At 70.3% G+C, this 18454-nt stretch carries 16 protein-coding genes; 5 read left to right on the forward strand and 11 right to left on the reverse strand.

The window, feature by feature from the left end:
* Positions 1–119 precede the first annotated feature (119 nt).
* Positions 120–1634, forward strand: a complete 1515-nt coding sequence (locus ASE56_RS03040) for a CoA-acylating methylmalonate-semialdehyde dehydrogenase (protein ID WP_056224799.1) — start codon at positions 120–122, stop codon at positions 1632–1634.
* Positions 1635–1769: 135 nt separating this feature from the next.
* On the opposite strand, the gene ASE56_RS03045 is transcribed toward ASE56_RS03040, so the two are convergent.
* Complete coding sequence (locus tag ASE56_RS03045) at positions 1770–3290, reverse strand: PucR family transcriptional regulator (RefSeq protein ID WP_056224802.1); 1521 nt, start codon at positions 3288–3290, stop codon at positions 1770–1772.
* An 84-nt stretch (positions 3291–3374) separates the two neighbouring features.
* Here ASE56_RS03045 and ASE56_RS03050 point away from each other — a divergent pair, with 84 nt between their 5' ends.
* Positions 3375–4700 carry an aspartate aminotransferase family protein gene (locus tag ASE56_RS03050; protein ID WP_056224804.1) on the forward strand — a complete coding sequence of 442 codons (1326 nt, stop codon included), beginning with the start codon at positions 3375–3377 and terminating at the stop codon, positions 4698–4700.
* An 11-nt stretch (positions 4701–4711) separates the two neighbouring features.
* On the opposite strand, the gene ASE56_RS03055 is transcribed toward ASE56_RS03050, so the two are convergent.
* Complete coding sequence (locus ASE56_RS03055; protein WP_056224806.1) at positions 4712–5590, reverse strand: 3-hydroxyacyl-CoA dehydrogenase family protein; 879 nt, start codon at positions 5588–5590, stop codon at positions 4712–4714.
* A gap of 97 nt (positions 5591–5687) precedes the next feature.
* On the opposite strand from ASE56_RS03055, the gene ASE56_RS03060 reads away from it, so the two are divergent.
* Positions 5688–6449: an acetoacetate decarboxylase gene (locus tag ASE56_RS03060; protein ID WP_056224808.1), complete on the forward strand. Its 762-nt coding sequence runs from the start codon at positions 5688–5690 to the stop codon at positions 6447–6449.
* A 10-nt stretch (positions 6450–6459) separates the two neighbouring features.
* Positions 6460–7089 carry a TetR/AcrR family transcriptional regulator gene (locus ASE56_RS17470; protein WP_200914111.1) on the forward strand — a complete coding sequence of 210 codons (630 nt, stop codon included), beginning with the start codon at positions 6460–6462 and terminating at the stop codon, positions 7087–7089.
* A 138-nt stretch (positions 7090–7227) separates the two neighbouring features.
* Here ASE56_RS17470 and ASE56_RS03070 read toward each other — a convergent pair whose 3' ends face one another.
* The 5 genes from ASE56_RS03070 to ASE56_RS03090 form a co-directional block, all read right to left on the reverse strand.
* Positions 7228–8613 (reverse strand): DUF1524 domain-containing protein, encoded by a 1386-nt coding sequence (locus ASE56_RS03070; protein ID WP_082450294.1) that lies wholly within the window; start codon positions 8611–8613, stop codon positions 7228–7230.
* Between the two features lie 315 nt (positions 8614–8928).
* Positions 8929–9339, reverse strand: a complete 411-nt coding sequence (locus ASE56_RS03075; protein WP_056224811.1) for a hypothetical protein — start codon at positions 9337–9339, stop codon at positions 8929–8931.
* A 70-nt stretch (positions 9340–9409) separates the two neighbouring features.
* The gene (locus ASE56_RS03080) at positions 9410–10069 is read right to left on the reverse strand and encodes a methionine ABC transporter permease (protein ID WP_156371587.1); all 660 of its coding nucleotides are present in this window, start codon (positions 10067–10069) and stop codon (positions 9410–9412) included.
* A complete protein-coding gene (locus ASE56_RS03085; protein ID WP_056224814.1) occupies positions 10066–11091 on the reverse strand; it encodes a methionine ABC transporter ATP-binding protein in 1026 nt (341 codons plus the stop codon). The genes ASE56_RS03080 and ASE56_RS03085 overlap by 4 nt, the downstream gene beginning before the upstream one ends.
* A complete protein-coding gene (locus tag ASE56_RS03090) occupies positions 11088–11990 on the reverse strand; it encodes a MetQ/NlpA family ABC transporter substrate-binding protein (protein ID WP_056224816.1) in 903 nt (300 codons plus the stop codon). Before ASE56_RS03090 ends, ASE56_RS03085 begins: the two co-directional genes overlap by 4 nt.
* Before the next feature lie 163 nt (positions 11991–12153).
* Between ASE56_RS03090 and ASE56_RS03095 the strand changes: the two genes are divergently transcribed.
* Positions 12154–13593: an MFS transporter gene (locus ASE56_RS03095; RefSeq protein ID WP_056224817.1), complete on the forward strand. Its 1440-nt coding sequence runs from the start codon at positions 12154–12156 to the stop codon at positions 13591–13593.
* Positions 13594–13625: 32 nt separating this feature from the next.
* Here ASE56_RS03095 and ASE56_RS03100 read toward each other — a convergent pair whose 3' ends face one another.
* From ASE56_RS03100 to ASE56_RS03115, 4 genes are all read right to left on the reverse strand, one after another.
* Positions 13626–14954 carry a dihydrolipoamide acetyltransferase family protein gene (locus ASE56_RS03100; protein ID WP_056224819.1) on the reverse strand — a complete coding sequence of 443 codons (1329 nt, stop codon included), beginning with the start codon at positions 14952–14954 and terminating at the stop codon, positions 13626–13628.
* A 112-nt stretch (positions 14955–15066) separates the two neighbouring features.
* Entirely contained in the window at positions 15067–16032 is a 966-nt protein-coding gene (locus tag ASE56_RS03105) for an alpha-ketoacid dehydrogenase subunit beta (protein WP_081349711.1), read from the reverse strand.
* An 8-nt stretch (positions 16033–16040) separates the two neighbouring features.
* On the reverse strand, positions 16041–17171 hold the full coding sequence (locus ASE56_RS03110) for a thiamine pyrophosphate-dependent enzyme (RefSeq protein ID WP_056224824.1): 1131 nt from the start codon (positions 17169–17171) through the stop codon (positions 16041–16043).
* Between the two features lie 98 nt (positions 17172–17269).
* Positions 17270–18346 carry a histidinol-phosphate transaminase gene (locus ASE56_RS03115; protein WP_056224826.1) on the reverse strand — a complete coding sequence of 359 codons (1077 nt, stop codon included), beginning with the start codon at positions 18344–18346 and terminating at the stop codon, positions 17270–17272.
* Positions 18347–18454 lie beyond the last annotated feature (108 nt).

Raw genomic sequence — 18454 nt, forward strand, 5'->3', positions numbered from 1 at the left:
GGGTGTACCGCATACGAGGTTCTCAGGATCCGGCATCCTGCCGATCTGTCCTCCCCTCACGGGTGCGGTCGCCCGATTGTCGACGGCGGACCCGGGTCGGGATCTCTTTACTGGGATCCATGACCGACCACGACCTCCCCGTCATCGCGCACTGGATCGACGGCGCCGAGAGCGCCCCGACGGGCAGACGCACCGCCCCCGTCTACAACCCCGCCACCGGCGCGGTGCAGGCGCACGTCGCCCTGGCCGGCGAGGCCGACATCCAGGCCGCCATCGCCTCGGCCAGTCGCGGCTTCGCCGAGTGGAGCGGCTCCTCCATCGCGAAGCGCCAGAGCGTGCTGTTCGCGTTCCGCGAGCTGTTGAACGCGCGCAAGGGCGAGCTGGCCGAGATCCTCACCGCCGAGCACGGCAAGGTGCTCTCCGACGCGATGGGCGAGATCGCCCGCGGCCAGGAGGTCGTTGAGCTCGCGACCGGCTTCCCGCACCTCATCAAGGGCGCCTACAGCGAGAACGCCTCCAGCGGCGTCGACGTGTACTCGCTCAAGCAGCCGCTCGGCGTCGTCGGCATCATCAGCCCCTTCAACTTCCCCGCCATGGTGCCGATGTGGTTCTTCCCCATCGCCCTCGCCGCCGGCAACGCCGTCGTGCTGAAGCCGAGCGAGAAGGATCCCTCCGCCTCGCTCTGGCTCGCGCGCCTGTGGAAGGAGGCGGGCCTTCCCGCCGGCGCCTTCACCGTGCTGCAGGGCGACAAGGTCGCCGTCGACGGACTGCTCGAGGCCCCCGAGGTGCAGTCGATCTCGTTCGTCGGCTCCACCCCCATCGCGCAGTACATCTACGAGACCGCGTCGAAGAACGGCAAGCGCGTGCAGGCCCTGGGCGGCGCGAAGAACCACATGTTGGTGCTGCCCGACGCCGACCTCGACCTCGTGGCTGACTCCGCCATCAACGCCGGCTTCGGCGCCGCGGGCGAGCGGTGCATGGCCGTCTCGGTCGTGCTGGCCGTCGAGCCGGTCGCCGACGAGCTGATCGCCAAGGTCACCGAGCGGATCACGAAGCTCCGCATCGGAAACGGAGCGGATGCCGACGAGCCCGACATGGGCCCCCTCATCTCGGGCGCGCACCGCGAGAAGGTGGCCTCGTACGTCGACATCGCTGAAGCCGACGGCGCGACCATCGTCGTCGACGGCCGCGGATTCTCGGTCGACGGGCACGAGGAGGGCTTCTTCTTCGGCCCCACCCTGCTCGACGAGGTGCCGACCACCTCGCGCGCCTACACCGAGGAGATCTTCGGCCCCGTGCTCTCGGTCGTGCGCGTGAAGACGTACGAAGAGGGCCTCGCCCTCATCAACGGCGGCGAGTTCGGCAACGGCACGGCGATCTTCACCAACGACGGCGGAGCCGCCCGCCGCTTCCAGCACGAGGTGCAGGTCGGCATGATCGGCATCAACGTGCCGATCCCCGTGCCGGTGGCTTACCACTCGTTCGGCGGGTGGAAGAAGAGCCTGTTTGGCGACGCGAAGGCTTACGGCGTGCACGGCTTCGACTTCTTCACCCGCGAGAAGGCCGTCACCAGCCGCTGGCTCGACCCCGCCACCCACGGCGGCATCAACCTCGGCTTCCCCCAGAACAGCTGAGTCGTCGGCACCGGATGCCGTGCCCCCGGGCTCCCACGAGCCTCGGGTCGCGGCATCCGTCGTTCCGTCCCGCGCTTCGCGTGAGGGGTCGAGAAGCGTCGCCTGGCGCGCGCCGAAGCGACAGAAGGTGACCCCTCACGCGCGGGCGGGAGGACCCGCCAGCTCCAGTGCGGCCCACAGCTCGGCGCGCGCGGCGAAGCTCGACAGGTCGAGCTCGAGCACCTGCTCGAGCTGCGCCATGCGCGCCCTCAGGGTGTGGCGATGGATGCCGAGGCTCCGCGCCGCGGGATCCCAGGCGCCGTTGGCGTCGAGCCAGACCCGCGCCGACTCACGCATGCGTTCTTGCTCGGCGGCCGGCAGTGCCTCGAGGGGCTGCAGAAGGGAGCGCGCGAGCACCTCGCCGCCGCGTTCGCGCAGCGCACCCATCAGGCCGCGGCCGGCCAGGTCGTCGTAGGCGCGGAGGGTGCCCGCCTCGGCGTCGCGAGCCGCGTGCACGGCACGGCGCAGGTTCTCGGCGAGATCGTCACCCGCCTCGTGGCGCGCTGTTCCGACGTGAAGACCCCGTCGCGCGGCGAGCGCCGCGAGCGCGGGGGCCGCGTCGTCCGCCACGAGCACGATGATGTCGTCGTCGCGCTCGGCAGAGAACATGCGGGCGGGGTCGCTCGAGACGAGGTCGAGCTCGTCGTGCAGTCCCGCAAGCGCTGCCGCCCCGCGCACGACCCCGACGAGGTACGGCGCCGCGGGAAGACCCCCGAGCGCCGACGCGGCCACGCGCCGCGCCGTGTCGCCGTGTCCGTCGACGAGCAGGTCGACGACGCCCGCACGCACGCCGCGCAGGGCCGACTGCAGTCCGCGCTGCTGCTCGAGCGCGATGCTCGCCAGCGCCACGACCGAGGCCACGAGATCCCGGCCCGCGGGGTCGAGCGGCTCGGGTCCGCCTACCGCGAGCACGCCGCGCAGTCGCCCGCTCTGCCCGATCGTCTGGACCAGCGCGTGGCCGGCCGAGGGCACGACGAGGCTCGCAGCGGTCCGCCGTTCGAGCAGGCGCCGCACGTCGCGGCCGACCTCGGCCTCGACCTCGGCCGGCGCCCCGCGCAGGCCCGGAGACGACAGGCGACCGCCGACCGCGTCGTACAGCTCGACCCAGGCGTCGAGCAGGCGCGACAGAGTGGCGAGGATCTCACGCAGGCCGTCCTCGCGCACCGCGGCACGGGCCACCGCGCGCTGGGCATCGAGCAGCCACGACAGGCGCGCGGCTCCTTCGGCGGCGATGATGTCGGCGACGAAGCGGATGATGCGGATGAACGGCGCGCGATCGGCGATCTCGACGATCGGCAGGTCGGCCGCCTCGCCCGCGCGCACCACGGTCTCGGGCACGCGGTCGTGGATGATGTCGGTCGCGAAGCCGAGGCCCGCCACCCCGAGCTCACGGAGGCGTCGGCAATAGGCCAGCGCCTCATCGGCATCCGGATCCGGAGAGAACTGCGCCCCGTTGGTCAGAAGCAGGTTGCCGCCCTCCAGGTACGGGGTCGGATCGACCAGGTCGGAGCTGTGCACCCACGACAGGGGCCGATCGAGCGCGTCGTCGTCGAGTCGGGTCAGCACGCGCAGGGGGAACGACGGGTCGTCGAGGAGGGTGCGGAGCGTCGCGGGCATGGCGGGCCAAACTGTCGATCGTCCGTAGAGATTACCGACAGATCGGCGCTCCCCGGCACGGCGCGACGCTTTCACACTGGAGGCATGCCGACACCCCTCTCGACTCCCCGCAACGCCGAGATCAGCGACCGCGACCGCACGAGCGTCTTCCACTCGTGGTCGGCGCAGGGCTCGCTCGCACCGCTCCCCCTCGCCGGGGGCTCGGGAGTGGAGGTCTGGGATGCCGACGGCCGACGCTACCTCGACTTCTCGAGCATGCTCGTCAACGTCAACATCGGGCACCAGCATCCGCGGGTCGTCGCCGCGATCCAGGAGCAGGCGGCGCAGCTGACCACGGTCGCTCCCGCGCACGCGAACGAGACGCGCGCGCACGCGGCCGAGCTCATCCTCGAGCGGACCCCCGAGGGGTTCTCGAAGGTCTTCTTCACCAATGGCGGGGCGGATGCCAACGAGAACGCCATCCGCATGGCCCGCCTGACCACGGGTCGCGACAAGATCGTGTCGCACTACCGCTCGTACCACGGCAACACCGGGTCGGCGATCGTGGCGACCGGCGATTGGCGCCGCATGCCGAACGAGTACTCGCGCGGACACGTGCACGTGTTCGGCCCCTACCTCTACCGGTCGGAGTTCTGGGCCGAGACCCCCGAACAGGAGTGCGAGCGCGCCCTCCGCCACCTCGAGCGCACCGTGCAGGCCGAGGGCCCCGACACGATCGCGGCGTTCCTGTTCGAGACGATCCCCGGCACCGCGGGCGTGCTCGTACCCCCGCCCCGATACCTCGAGGGCGTCCGCGCGATCGCCGACCGCTACGGCATCCTGCTGATCCTCGACGAGGTCATGGCCGGCTTCGCCCGCACGGGTGAGTGGTTCGCGTTCGATGCGTTCGACGTGCGGCCCGACCTCATCACTTTCGCGAAGGGCGTGAACTCGGGATACGTCCCCGTGGGTGGCGTGGCGATCTCGGATGCCGTGGCCTCAGTATTCGACGAACGCGTCTTCCCCGGTGGCTTGACGTACTCGGGTCATCCGCTCGCTGCGGCATCCACCGTCGCCGCTCAGCAGGCGATGGCCGACGAGGGCGTGATCGAGAACGCTCGCCGCATCGGCGAGGAGGTCATCGGCCCGCGTCTGCGCCAGCTGGCCGAGGACTCGCCGCTCGTCGGCGAGGTGCGCGGTCGCGGCGTGTTCTGGGCCGTCGAGCTCGTCGCCGACCAGGCCACGCGCGAGCCTCTGGCCGCCGCACGCATCGGCGCGATCAAGGCCGCGATGCTCGAGAAAGGCGTGCTCGGCTTCACCGCCGACAACCGCGTGCACGTGGTGCCGCCCGCCGTGATCGGCGATGCCGACGCCCACCGCGGCCTCGACGTGCTGGTCGAGGTGCTGCAGGCCGAGGCCGCGCGCGCCTGACGCCCCGCGGGTCAGGCGGCGGCGGCCTTCTCGCTGTAGTCGTAGAAGCCGCGGCCCGACTTCACGCCCAGGTTGCCGGCATCCACGTAGCTCTTCAACAGCTCGCGCGGACCCTCGGGCAGGTGCGGGTTCTCGTCGGCGTAGTGCTGCTCGATGTCGAGCACGACGTCGAGGCCGACCTGGTCCATCATCTGGAACGGGCCCGCCGGGGCGCCGGAGTTGACCCGCCACATCGCGTCGACGTCTTCGGGGGTCGAGACGCCGTCGGCGACGACCGCGAGGGCCTCGCGCTTGATGGCGGCCCAGATGCGGTTGAAGATGAAGCCGGTCGACTCCTGGCGGGCGACGAACGGGAAGACCCCGAAGTTCGGGAGCTGCTCCTGCAGGAAGGCGATGACCTCCGACGCGGTCTTTCCGTCGCTCATGAGGTCGACCGCATTCTGCTGCGGCGGCATGTAGAAGTGCATGTTGAGCACGCGCTCGGGCGTCGCGACCTCGTCGATCATCAGGCGCGACGCGAACGACGACGAGTTGCTCGCGAGGATGGCGTCCGCCGGCGCGAGGCGGTCGAGGTCGCCGAACACCGACGTCTTCAGCTCGATGCGCTCCGGCACGGCCTCGACGACGAGCCAGGCGTTCGAGACGGCGGATGCCAACTCGTCGGCGCCCTGCACGGTTCCGGCGACGGCCCCCTCACGGGCTGCCACCACCGAGGGCAGCGTCTGTTCGACGTAGGCGACGGCGGCGGAGCGCACGGCATCCGCGAGATCGAAGATGCGCACGTCGGCCCCTCCGCTGGCGAACATCAGCGCGATGCGACGACCGAGCGTGCCACCCCCGATCACGGTGACGGGTCGGGTGGCGATGTTCTGGGGCAGCTGGACGCTCATGTCGTTTCCTCTCGTGGAGCAGAGGGTCGCCTTGCGGATGCGAATCTCTCGATACACACTGTACTCAATACACTTCGTACTGAACAGGTGATGACCGATGAACCCCCTCGAGATCCTCCGCCGCGGCACCACGCCGCTGACCGCCCCCGTCTACCCGCTGCGGGCCACGCGCTTCCTGAACCGCGAGTACTTCAACGTCGTCTATCGAACGGATGCCGAGGCGTTGCGCGCCGTGGTTCCGGAGCCGCTCGAGATCGACGAGCCGCTCGTGCGCTTCGAGGTCATGAAGATGGGCGAGGTCGACGGCTACGGCCCCTACGTCGAGTCGGGACAGGCGATCCCCGTCACCCTCGACGGCGAGCGCGGCGAGTACCTGCACGCGATGTACCTCGACAACTTCGCCGCCACCGTGTCGGGGCGAGAGCTCAGCGCCTACCCGAAGGTGACCGGAACCCCCGACCTGCGCGTCGACCAGGGTGCCCTCGTCGGCACCCTCGATCGCGGCGGCGAGCGCGTGGCCACGGCCACCATGGGCTACAAGTGGGAGCCGCTCGACCTCGACGAGGCGAAGGCGCAGATCACGGTGCCGACCTTCATGGTCAAGCTCGTGCCCGACGTCTTCACGCAGGGCGTGCGCGCGGCGCACCTCGTGCGCACCGAGATCACCGACATCGTGGTGAAGGAGGCGTGGACCGGACCCGCCCGCCTGCAACTCTTCGAGCACGCGCTCGCCCCGATGGCCGACCTCCCCGTGCGCGAGATCGTCAGCGCCTCGCACATCGTCACCGACCTGACCCTCGCCCCCGTCCGCCCGGTCGTCGATTACCTCGACGGGGTGAACCGCGCCGCCGCTGCGTAACGTGGAGCCCGTGACGACCACCCCCGCAGAGGCGCCGAAGCCCGTGCGACGCCGCAGCAGCACCCGCACCGCACTGATCGCGGCCGCCGAGGCGATCTTCGACGAGACCGGCAGCACCTCGGTGAGCGTCGAGGCCATCACGCGTCGCGCGGGGTACACGCGCGGGGCGTTCTACTCGAACTTCCGCTCGGTCGACGAGGTGTTCTTCGCGGTCTACGAGCAGCAGGCGGAGCTGGTGTTCGAGCTGCTGAGCGACATGCTCGGCGACGCCCGCAGCAGCGAGCAGCCGACCCTCGACGACATCGTGCGCGGCGTCGTCGAGGGGCTCCCTCCCGAGGAGAAGTGGTACGCGATCCGCTCGGTGCTCATCACGCGGGCGCGTCACGACGAGGAGGTCCGGATGCTGCTCACCGCGCACACCGATCACTTCCACGACACGCTGCAGCCGCTGCTCGTCGAGTGCCTCTCGCGCATCGGCCTGCATCCGGTGATCGACCCCGCCCTCTTCACGCGCGCGGTCGTCGCCGCTCACGTCGGGGCGGTGAGCCAGAGCGTGTTGCACGCCGACACCCAGCGGGTGCGGGTCGCCGCGGTCGAGGGCTGCATCCTCGGGCTGACGCGCGGGGCCGCCTCCGCCTGAGCGAAGGGACCATGGCCGGTCTCGCCCGGCCCGGGCCCGGGGCCAGGGCATCCGGCCCTCTGCCGACTATGTGAGACGCGCCGCCCCCGATGAGGGAGCGGCGCGTCTCAGGCGTTCAGCGGGTGAGCGGCGCGCTCATCACTCGCAGGCCACGCCGTCGTTGTCGCGGTCCAGCTTCGACCGGTAACCCGGCTGGTCCCGATACAGGGGCGCCTTGCCCGCCGCGCGAACGGCGTCGCAGTTGGCGTAGTACGCGTCCTCTGCGGGCGGCGCCGGCGCGGGCTCGGCGGGGGCGGGCTGAGGCTGCGCCGGGGCCGGCTCGGGCGCGACGACCGGAGCGACGACCGGCTCGGGCTCCACGACCGGGGCCGGCGCCGGAGCGGCGAAGGCCGAGGTCGGCACGAGCTGATCGGGGCACGCCTCGAGCACCCGCTTCATCGCATCGCGCTCCGCCTCGGTCACCCACAGCCCGTAGGTGGCCTTGACCGCGATCTGCGCGGCGACGTAGGTGCAGCGGTAGCTCTTCTGCGCGGGGAGCCAGGTGGCCGCATCGCCGTCGCTCTTCTGCGTGTTGGCCGCGCCGTCGACGGCGAGCAGGTTGAGGGGGTCGTTGGCGAAGCTCGCGCGCTGGTCGGCGGTGAGCTGCTGGGCGCCCTTCTGCCACGCGTCGGACAGCGCGACGACGTGGTCGATCTGCACGAGCTCCGAGGTGCCCTGGCCGCGGACGAAGGCGATGCTCCGCCCCGTGTACGGGTCGGCGAGCGTGCCGCCGGTCACTCGGCAGGTTCCGGAGCGCACGGCATCCTTCAGGTCGCGGCCGAGGATGTCGTTGCGGGTGTCGCATCCGTTGCGGTCGACGTCGAGCCAGCGCTGACCGAACTGGGCGCGGTCGTACCCGGTCTTCGGCGCGCGTCCCTTCACGGCGAGGGTGTCGAGCACCGAAAGCGCTGTCTTGTCGGTGGTCGCCGAGGCGTCGGCGACGGTACCCGGCTGTCCCGCGAACGCGGCGAGCGCGGCCTGATCGTCGGCGAAGGGGGTGGCGGATGCCGTGGGAGTGGGCGACGGCGTCGGAGAAGCCGTGGCCGCCGGCACCGCCTGAGCGACGGAAGACGCGTTCTTCGGCGAGGTGGCCCCCGTGATGCCTCCCGCGATCGCGAAGGCGACGACGGCGGCGACCGTCCAGATCGCGGCGCTCGATCGCGAGCGGAACCGCAGCCAGGTCGGGGTGTTGCGCGCGAGCGAGACGATCCCGGTGACGAGCACGACGAGGGCGACCATCGCGACGAACGGGGCGAGCAGCCACAGCGCCACGAGCAGGACGAGGCCGGCCACGACCCGGCCCCACACCGGAACGCGAGAGAACCAGGGGCGCGCCTCGCCCGGCGCCGCCGGCGGAGGGGCGGTGGTCACGGTCGGCGCGGGCGGCAGCGGGGTGAAGTCGTTCGTCCACTGGCGGCCGTCCCACCAGCGCAGGCGTCCGGGAGTCTCGGTGTCGGGGTACCACCCCGGCGTCGCATTCGTCACGCGGCCACCGCCGCCTTCGTTCGGACCACTGCATTCCGGAATCGCATGGATTCCCCTTCCCCCGTTTGGACGACTTCGCGAGTCTATTCAGGGGAATGCAGATCGCCCGACCGCGCTAAAGGCACCTGGACGGATTACGAATGCAAGATGCGCGGGCGGGAAATGCCGAGACGAAATCGATACCGCGCGCGCTCCACGGAGCGGGGCCCTCACTCCGTTGTGTGTCCAAAAACCCGGACGGATTCGAAAATCGTCCGGGTGTTTTGGACACTCGAGAGGGGGTGCCGCGGCGCGGCGCGGGATGCGAGATGCGGCTCAGCGAACTCGTCTTCGGGTTCGCCACGCCTTCCACGCCCCGGTCGACCACAGCGCCCAGATCACCAACACGGGCTGGAAGAGCAGGCGGATGCCGCGGGCGAGGTCGGTGTCGAGGCCGAAGGCGTCGGTGCCCCGGACGAACTGCTCGATGTTGCCGGGGAAGATCGCGACGAAGAAGGCCGCGACGATCCAGCCGACCGCAACGCGCCAACGGCCGAGGACGAGGAGGGCGAGTCCAAGGGCGATCTCGACGACCCCGGATGCCACGACCGTCACGTCGACCGGAAGCGGAAGCCATGCGGGCACCTGAGCGACGAACGCGTCGCGGGCGAAGGTCAGATGCGCGGTGCCGGTGAACACGAGTGCGGCACCGAGCAGCCAGCGAGCGAGGGTGCGGGGGAGGCTCATCCTCCGAGGGTAGGCGGGCTGTTCGGCATGCGCGGAGCGCGGGGGCGGACGCGCCACCCCCGCCGCCCCGTCAGCGGCGCAGAATGCGGTGCGCCAGCGCGTTGCCGATCAGCTGGCCCGCCTGCACGATGACGACGATGATCGCCACCGTCACCCACGTCGCCTGCTGGTTGAACTGCTGATAGCCGTAGATGATCGCGAAGTTTCCGAGTCCGCCGCCGCCGATGTACCCGGCCATCGCCGACATGTCGACGACCGCGATGAACATGAACGTGTAGCCGAGGATCAGCGGGGCGAGGGCCTCGGGAATGACCACGCCGAAGAGCACGCCGATGCGGCGCGCGCCCACGGCCCGGGCCGCCTCGACGGTTCCGGGATCGACGGCCACGAGGTTCTGTTCGACGACGCGGGCGATCACGACCGTGGCCATGATCGTGATGGGCACGATCGCGGCATCCGTTCCCAGGGTCGTCCCCGTCACCGCGCGCGTGACCGGGGCCACGGCGGTGAGGAAGATGATGAACGGGATCGGCCGGATGAGGTTGATCACGAGGTTCGCGACCGCGAAGACCGCTCGGTTGGCGAAGAGATTCCCGGGGCGCGTCGCGTACAGCAGCGCCCCGATGACGAGTCCCGCGACGCCCGAGATCAGCAGTGAGACGGCCACCATGTAGACGGTCTCGCCGATCGACTGGATCAGCACCGGGGTCAGGGTGCCCCACTTGTTCACGAGCGCACCTCCCTCGCCGGAAGGACGACGTCGGTGTGCGCGCGCAGTTCCGCAACCACCGCATCGAGGTCGTCGGCGTGCACGCGGTAGGTCAGGGTGCCGAGCTGTCGGCCGAGGACGTCGGTCACCCCGCCGTAGACGACGGAATGACGGACGCCGTGGCGGTGGAACACCGCCGAGACGTCCTCGCTCGAGAACTCGTTGACCTCGACGCTCACGAGCTCTCCCCCGCCCGCGGCGAGCGCCGCCAGCGCCTCGCCCGAGGGCACGCCCTGCGTCACGGCGGCCACGAAGCGCTTCGTGAGGTCGGCGCGGGGGTGGGCGAACACGCGGTACGTGTCCCCGCTGTCCACGACCCGTCCGCCGTCCATCACGATCACCTGATCGCACAGCTCGTGCACGATCGAGATCTGGTGCGTGATGACGACGATCGTGATGCCCAGGCGGCGATTGATCTCTCGCAGCAGGTCGAGCACCTCGGCCGTGGTCTGCGGGTCGAGGGCGCTGGTGGCCTCGTCGGCGAGCAGGATGCGCGGGTCGGTCGCGATCGCACGGGCGATGCCGACGCGCTGCTTCTGCCCGCCCGACAGGCGCCGCGGGTACTGCTTCGCCTTATCGCCGATGCCGACGAAGTCGAGCAGCTCGGCAACGCGCTTGTCGCGGTCGGCCTTCTTCCACCCCGCCACCTTCAGCGGGTACGCGACGTTGGCCGCCACCGTGCGCGAGGTGAAGAGGTTGAACTGCTGGAAGATCATCCCCACGCGGCGCCGCAGGTCGCGGAGCTTCGCCTCCGTGGCATCCCCCACGTTCACTCCCAGCACCTCGACGGTGCCGGACGTCGGCTGCTCGAGCCCGTTGAGCAGCCGGACGAGGGTGGACTTGCCGGCGCCGGAGTATCCGATCACCCCGACGATCGACCCCTCCTCGACCGAGAGCGACACGTCGTCGACGGCGGTGGTGGAGGTGCGGCGATCGGTGCGGAAGCTCTTCGTGACGCCCCGCAGCTCGATGACCGCGGTCATCCCTTCTGGGCCTTGAGGGCGTCTTCGAGGCTCGTCAGCTCGTCCTGCAGCTGCGCGCCGGTCCACTCGGTCTTGAATTGCAGGTTGCCCTGGTTCAGCTCGGTGACCGCCGCCTCGACCTCGGTCGAGTGGTACGCCTCGACGAGCTTGGCCCAGCGCGGGTCGTCCTTCTTGTCGTCGCGCGTGACGAACGCGTTGATGTACGGAGCGAGCTGCGGGTTGTTCAGGTCTTCCTTGAAGATGATGAGCTCGTCGCCGAGCCCGCCCTTCTGCGCCTGCGTGTTGTTGACGATCGCGGCCTGGGCGCTGCCGTCCTTGAGCGCGGTGACGGTCTGGTTCGTGTCGACGGGCAGCAGCTCGACCTTGGTCGAGACGATGTCGGCCGGCGTCGAGAAGGCGGTGCCGCCGTCCTTGAGCGTCAACAGCCCCGCCGTCTGCAGGTTGAGCAGACCGCGGGCGAGGTTGGTCGGATTGTTGGGGATGGCGACCTTCGCGCCCTCGGGCAGGTCCTTCACGTCCTGGTACTTCTCGGAGTACAGCGCGAGCGGGTACACCGCCGTCGCACCGACCGGAACGAGCGAGCCGTTGTTCTCGACGTTGAACTGCGACAGGTAGATGAGGTGCTGGAAGAGGTTCACGTCGAGCTCGCCGTCCTGCACGCCCTGGTTGAGCTGCACGCCGTCGTTGATGGTGCGCACCTCGAGGTCGATGCCCTCCTCGGCGAGCTTCTGCTTCAGCACCGTCCAGTGCGCCTCGTTGCCGTCGTCGGCGCCGAGGACGATGCGCGAGGAGTCGTCTCCGGATGCCGCACCCCCGGCGCAACCGGTGAGGGTCAGCATCAGGGCAGCGGCGGAAGCACTGAGGATCGTGGCCAGGCGTGCGGTGCGGCGAGTAGTCATGAGACCACGTCAGCACGTGGCATCCGGGATCGGAATTCGAGGCGTTACGACCGGTAACGGGCTGTCACGCGGAGTAATCGATTGGGTGGATGCCGAGGCATCGGCGATGATCGCACGCCTCATCGACCCGCGGGCTCACAGCGGAGGCGTAGCCTGGAGAGCGATGTCACGGGATGAAAGCGCGCGTAAGAGATTGTCCCGGAACAGCCCCCAGGGGCTGGTCGTTGCGATCCTGGCCCTGGCGGGCCTGTGCTCTTCGTTCATGTTCACCCTCGTGGTGCCCATCCAGTCGCAGTTGCCGCAACTGCTGAACGCCTCGCGCGACGACACCGCCTGGGTCGTGACCTCGACGCTGCTCGCCGCCGCCGTCATCACCCCCATCGCGGGCCGCCTGGGCGACATGTACGGGAAGCGCCGCATCGTGCTCGTGCTGCTGATCGTGATGATGCTCGGCTCGGTCGTGGCGGCGCTGTCGACCGGGATCATCGGCATGATCATCGGTCGCGCGCTGCAGGGCGCCGTGGTGGGCGTCGTGCCGCTGGGCATCTCGATCATGCGCGACGTGCTGCACGAGAACCGCGTCGACAGCGCGATCGCCCTCATGAGCGCGACGCTCGGCGTCGGCGGCGCCCTGGGGCTGCCGATTAGCGCCCTCGTGGCCGAGAACACCGACTGGCACTGGCTGTTCTGGATCGCCGGAGCCCTCGGCGCGATCGTCTTCGTGCTGATCCTGTGGATCGTCCCCGTCAGCGTGCTGCGCACCGCGGGACGCTTCGACTACCTCGGCGCCGTCGGCCTCGCGATCGGCCTGATCGGCGTGCTGCTCGCGGTCTCGCGTGGCAACTCGTGGGGCTGGACCTCGCCGCTGACGCTCGGCCTCGCCATCGGCGGCATCCTCGTTCTGCTCGTGTGGGGCTGGTACGAGCTGCGCGTCGAGAACCCGCTGCTCGACCTCCGTGTCGCCGCGCGCCGCCCCGTGCTGCTCACCAACCTGGCATCCGTCGCCATGGGCTTCGCTCTGTTCACCTCGAACGTCGCATACCCGCAGATGCTCGAGCTTCCTGTCGCGACCGGCGTCGGACTCGGCCTGTCGCTGCTGGCCGCGAGCCTCGTGGTCATGCCCTCGGGCCTGGTGATGATGGTGCTCTCGCCGATCTCGGGCACCCTGGCGCGCACGATCGGCCCGCGCGTCCTTCTGGTCGCCGGCTCGATCTCGCTGATCCTCGCGTACGGCTTCAGCCTGGTCTTCTCGACCGAGGTCTGGCACTTCGTCGTCGCGAACATCCTGATCGGCTTCGGCATCGGCTTCGGCTACGCCGCCATGCCCATGCTCATCATGCGCGCGGTGCCGCCGAGCGAGACCGGCGCCTCGAACGGCCTGAACGCCCTCGCGCGCTCGCTCGGGACGAGCACGGCCGCCGCGATCGTCGGCGTCGTGCTCGCGACCCTATCGACCGGCTCGGGCGAGACGCGCGTCCCGACCTCGCAGGCGTTCCAGGTGTCGTTCCTGATGGGCATCGGGGCGGCCGCGATCGCCCTGGTGCTGGCGCTGTTGATCCCCACGCGGCCCACGCCGGTCGAAAAGCACCCTTCGCTACCCTGAGCCCCCTGCGCGCCGGCAGTGGCGCGCGCCGCTCAGTCCAGCAGCAGCGCCGGCTCCTCCAGCACGGATGCCACGTCGGCGATGAACCGCGAGATCCCGTCGCCGTCGACCACGCGGTGATCGAACGAGCCCGACACCGTGGTCACCCAGCGGGGGCGCACCTCGCCGTCGACGACCCACGGCTTCTGGCGGATCGCGCCGAGCGCGATGATGCCCGCCTCACCGGGGTTGATGATCGGGGTCCCGGCATCCACTCCGAAGACACCGATGTTGGTGATCGTGAACGTGCCGCCGGTCTGGTCGGCCGGGCTCGTCTTGCCCTCGCGCGCGGTTAGGGTGAGGGTTTCGAGCGCCTTGGCCAGTTCGCGCGTGTTCATCGACTGCGCGTCCTTGATGTTCGGCACGAGCAGGCCGCGCGGGGTCGCCGCGGCGATGCCGAGGTTCACGTAGTGGCGCACCGAGATCTGCGCACCGTCTTCGCTGTCGACCCAGGCGGCGTTGATCATCGGCGTGCGGCGCAGAGCCCAGATCACGGCGCGCGCCATGATCAACAGCGGCGAGATCTTCACGTCGGCGAAGTCGGGCGAGGCCTTGAGGCGCTTGACGAGCTCCATCGTGCGCGAGGCGTCGACGTCGACCCACACCGACACGTGCGGTGCCGAATACGCGCTCGAAGTCATGGCGTTGGCGGTCGCCTTGCGCACGCCGCGGACGGGGATCGACTCCTCGCGGGCGTCGGAGGCGGGGGCGGATGCCGTGGGCGCGGGCGCCGCGGGAGCAGCCACCGGGATCGTCTCCTCGCGCACGGCGCCCCACGCAGGCGTCTCGATGTTGCGGAAGACGCTCGCCTGCTCGGCGTGCTTGACGACGTCGTCGCGGGTCACCTCTCCGGCGGGGCCGCTGGGCGTGACCGCCGAGAGGTCGACGCCGAGGTCGCGCGCGAGCTTGCGGATCGGGGGCTTGGCGACCACGCCGACCGAGGCCTTCACGGGGCGCTCGGCGGGCTTGCGGCGACGTGACGACACCGCGCCACCCGTGCCATACCCGACGAGGACCGCTCCGCCGGGGTCGCTGGGCTCGGGAACACTGACCGGGGCCGCGGGCGCCGGGGCGGCGGCATCCGTCGATCCGATCGTGATGATCGGCGCGCCGACCTCGACGGTCGAGCCCTCGGATGCCAGCAGCTCTCCGACCGTGCCCGCGTAGGGCGACGGCAACTCGACGAGCGACTTGGCCGTCTCGATCTCGACGATCACGTCGTTGACGGCGACGGCGTCACCGGGCGCGACGCGCCACTGCACGATCTCGGCCTCGGTGAGGCCTTCTCCGACGTCGGGGAGAACGAAGGTCTGCTCGGTCACGATGGTGTCCTTTGCTCGCGAAACAGCATCTCACTGACGAGTCGGCGACGGAATGTCACCGACTCGTCAGCGGGGTGCAGTCTCGCGGTCCACGGGTGGGAAGCGGGAAGGGTCAGTAGGCGAGAGACCGGTCGACGGCCTCGAGAATGCGATCGGCGTCGGGCAGATAGGTGCCCTCGAGCTTCGCGGGCGGGAAGGGCACGTCGAACCCCGACACCCGCAGCACGGGTGCCTCGAGGGCGAAGAAGGCCTTCTCCATGACGGTCGCGGCGATCTCGGAGCCGAGGGAGGTGAAGCCCGGCGCCTCCTGCGCGTAGACCATGCGGCCGGTGCGGCGCACCGAGTCGAGCAGGGGGCCGTAGTCGACGGGCGAGAGAGAACGAAGGTCGATGACCTCGCAGCTCGTGCCTTCGCTCTCGGCGAGAGCGGCGGCCTGCAGCAGGGTCGTCACCATCGCGCCGTGTCCGACGAGCGTGACGTCGGTGCCGCGGCGCACGATGCGGCTCGCGTGCAGCGGCAGCGCAGGGGCCTCGAGGTCGACCTCGCCCTTCTGCCAGTACTTGGCCTTCGGCTCGAGGAAGACGACGGGGTCGGGCGATTCGATCGCCTGCTGGATCATCCAGTAGGCGTCATTCGCGTTCGAGGGGCTGACCACCCGGAGCCCTGCCGTGTGCGTGAAGTACGCCTCGGGGCTCTCCTGGTGGTGCTCGACCGCGCCGATGTGTCCGCCGTAGGGGATGCGGATGACGACGGGCATGCGTACCGCGCCCTCGTGGCGGTTCGTGATCTTCGCGAGCTGCGAGGTGATCTGGTCGAAGGCGGGGAAGACGAAGCCGTCGAACTGGATCTCGAGCACGGGCGTGAAGCCGCCCATCGCGAGACCGATCGCGGTGCCGACGATCCCCGACTCCGCGAGCGGGGAGTCGATGACCCGGCGCGGACCGAAGTCCTTCTGCAGGCCCTCGGTCACACGGAAGACGCCGCCGAGCGGGCCGATGTCCTCACCCATGAGCAGCACGCGGTCGTCGGTCTCGAGCGCGCGACGGAGTCCGGCGTTCAGCGCGCGGCTGATCGGCATGTTGTCGGTCACTGCGCGCCCCCTTCCATCGAGTTCTCGTAGTCGTCGAGCCAGCGCTGCTCCTCGGCGATCAACGCGTGGGCTTCGGAATAGACGCTCTCGAACATGTGCACGCGCGGGATGCCGCCGAGCTCGTTCGTGCGTACGCGCACGTCGTCGGCGAGGGCTGCTCCCTCGGCATCCGCGTCGTCGAAGAACTGCTGCGAGGCGCCGCGTCCCTCGAGGTAGGCGCGCATGCGGGCGATCGGGTCGCGCCCGGCCCACGCCTTCTCTTCGTCGGAGGTGCGGTACTTGGTGGGGTCGTCGCTGGTCGTGTGCGCGCCCATGCGGTACGTCATCGCCTCGATCGCGCGGGGGCCGCCGCCTGCGCGCGCCTCGTCGAGGGCGACCTTCGACACGGCGTAGCTCGCGAGCACGTCGTTTCCGTCGACCTGGAGGCTCGGGATGCCGTAGCCCTCACCGCGCTTGTACAGCGGCGAGCGCGACTGCGTCGCGACCGGCACCGAGATGGCCCACTGGTTGTTCTGCAGGAAGAACACCTCGGGGGTCTGGAAGCTCGCGGCGAAGACCATCGCCTCGTGAACGTCGCCCTGGCTCGAGGCGCCGTCGCCGTAGTAGACGATCACGGCTTCGTCGCGCTCGGGGTCGCCGCTGCCGCTCTTGCCGTCGAACACCAGGCCCATCGCCAGGCCCGTGGCGTGCAGCGTCTGCGCACCGAGCACGAGCGTGTAGATGTGCGTGTTGCCGTTCTTGGGGTCCGTCGGGTCCCACCCGCCGTGGGTGAGTCCGCGCATGAGGCGGATGATGTCGAGCGGGTCGACGCCGCGGATGCGGGTGACCACGTGCTCGCGATACGAGGGGAAGACGTGGTCCTGCGCGCGGGCCGCGCGAGCGGAGCCGACCTGCGCCGCCTCTTGCCCGAAGGACGGCGGCCACAGGGCGAGCTGCCCCTGGCGCTGCAGGTTGGTGGCCTGCACGTCGAACGCGCGGATCGAGACCATGTCGCGGTAGAAGGTCTCGAGTTCGGCGTCGGTCAGGGCGTCGATGAGCGGCAGGTAGCGCTCGGCGGCGGGCGTGGGGGCCAGCGTGCCGTCGGCTGCCAGAACGCGCACGAGAGCGGGGTCGTCGAGCGGGGTCATGAACCCACGCTAACGCGCGACCCATGCGCGAGACCGCATGAGGTGCACAACGGATGCCGTGATTCGGCGTTCGTTGTCGACAAAGGCGCCGCCGCGGATCAGTGTGGGGCGGTGGACGCGGCGACCTCGACCACGCGGTCGAGCGACTCCTCTTCGCCGATCGAGATGCGGATGCCGTCGCCCGGGAACGGACGCACGATGAGCCCGGCCTCTTCGAAAGCGGTGGCGACCTCGACCGTGCGATCGCCGGCGGCGAGCCACACGAAGTTGCCCTGGGCGTCGGGGACATCCCACCCGGCCTCGCGAAGGCGGCCGACGAGGCGGTCGCGTCGCTCGGCGATGACCTTCACGCGGTGCAGCAGCTCGCTCTCGGCATCGAGGCTCGCGATCGCCGCGGCCTCTCCGGCCGCCGTGACCGACAGCGGGATGGCGGTGCTGCGCGAGGCGTCGAGCACTCCGGTGTGACCGATCGCGTAGCCGATACGCAGACCCGCGAGCCCGTACGCCTTCGAGAAGGTGCGCAGGACGACGACGTTCGGGCGACCGAGCACCGCGCGCACCCGACTGCCCTCGACCGACGCGGGGTCGGTCACGAATTCGGCGTAGGCCTCGTCGAGGACGATGAGCACGTCGCGCGGCACGGCGTCGACGAACGCGGCGAACTCGTCGTAACCGACGGTCGGCCCCGTGGGGTTGTTGGGGCTGCACACGATCACCAGGCGCGTGCGCTCGGTGACGGCGGCGGCCATCGCGGGGAGGTCGTGACGCGAGTCGGCGGTCAACGGCACCTGCACGCTCTTCGCCCCCGCGACCGCGACGAGCGAAGGGTAGGCCTCGAACGAGCGCCAGGCGTAGACGACCTCGTCGCCGGGGCCCGAGGTCGCCAGCAGGAGCTGCGCCAGCACCGAGACGCTGCCGGCTCCGACGTGCACCTCGTCGGGCGAGACGCCGTACCGTGCGGCCAGGCGTTCGCGCAGGCGGGCGGCCGTGGCATCCGGGTATCTGTTGAAGGCTCCCGCGGCGACGACCGCGTCGAGGACGCCGGGAAGCGGCTCGAAGGGGTTCTCGTTGCTCGAGAGCTTGAAGGCGTCGGGGCTGGCCTGTCGTCCCTGCCGGTACGCGGGCAGCGCGGCGATCTCGGGGCGGATACGGGGCAGGACCGGGTCTTCACTCACCCCGCGAGCCTAACCGGGGCCCGCCGTGCGCGTCAGTCCCACTTTCGGGGGCATCTCCCCCCGCGAGTCCTCCCTAGGCCTCGAGCGCGCGGGGCGTTCTCCACAACC

The sequence above is a fragment of the Microbacterium sp. Leaf203 genome, from assembly GCF_001421275.1.
Classification (GTDB): domain Bacteria; phylum Actinomycetota; class Actinomycetes; order Actinomycetales; family Microbacteriaceae; genus Microbacterium; species Microbacterium testaceum_A.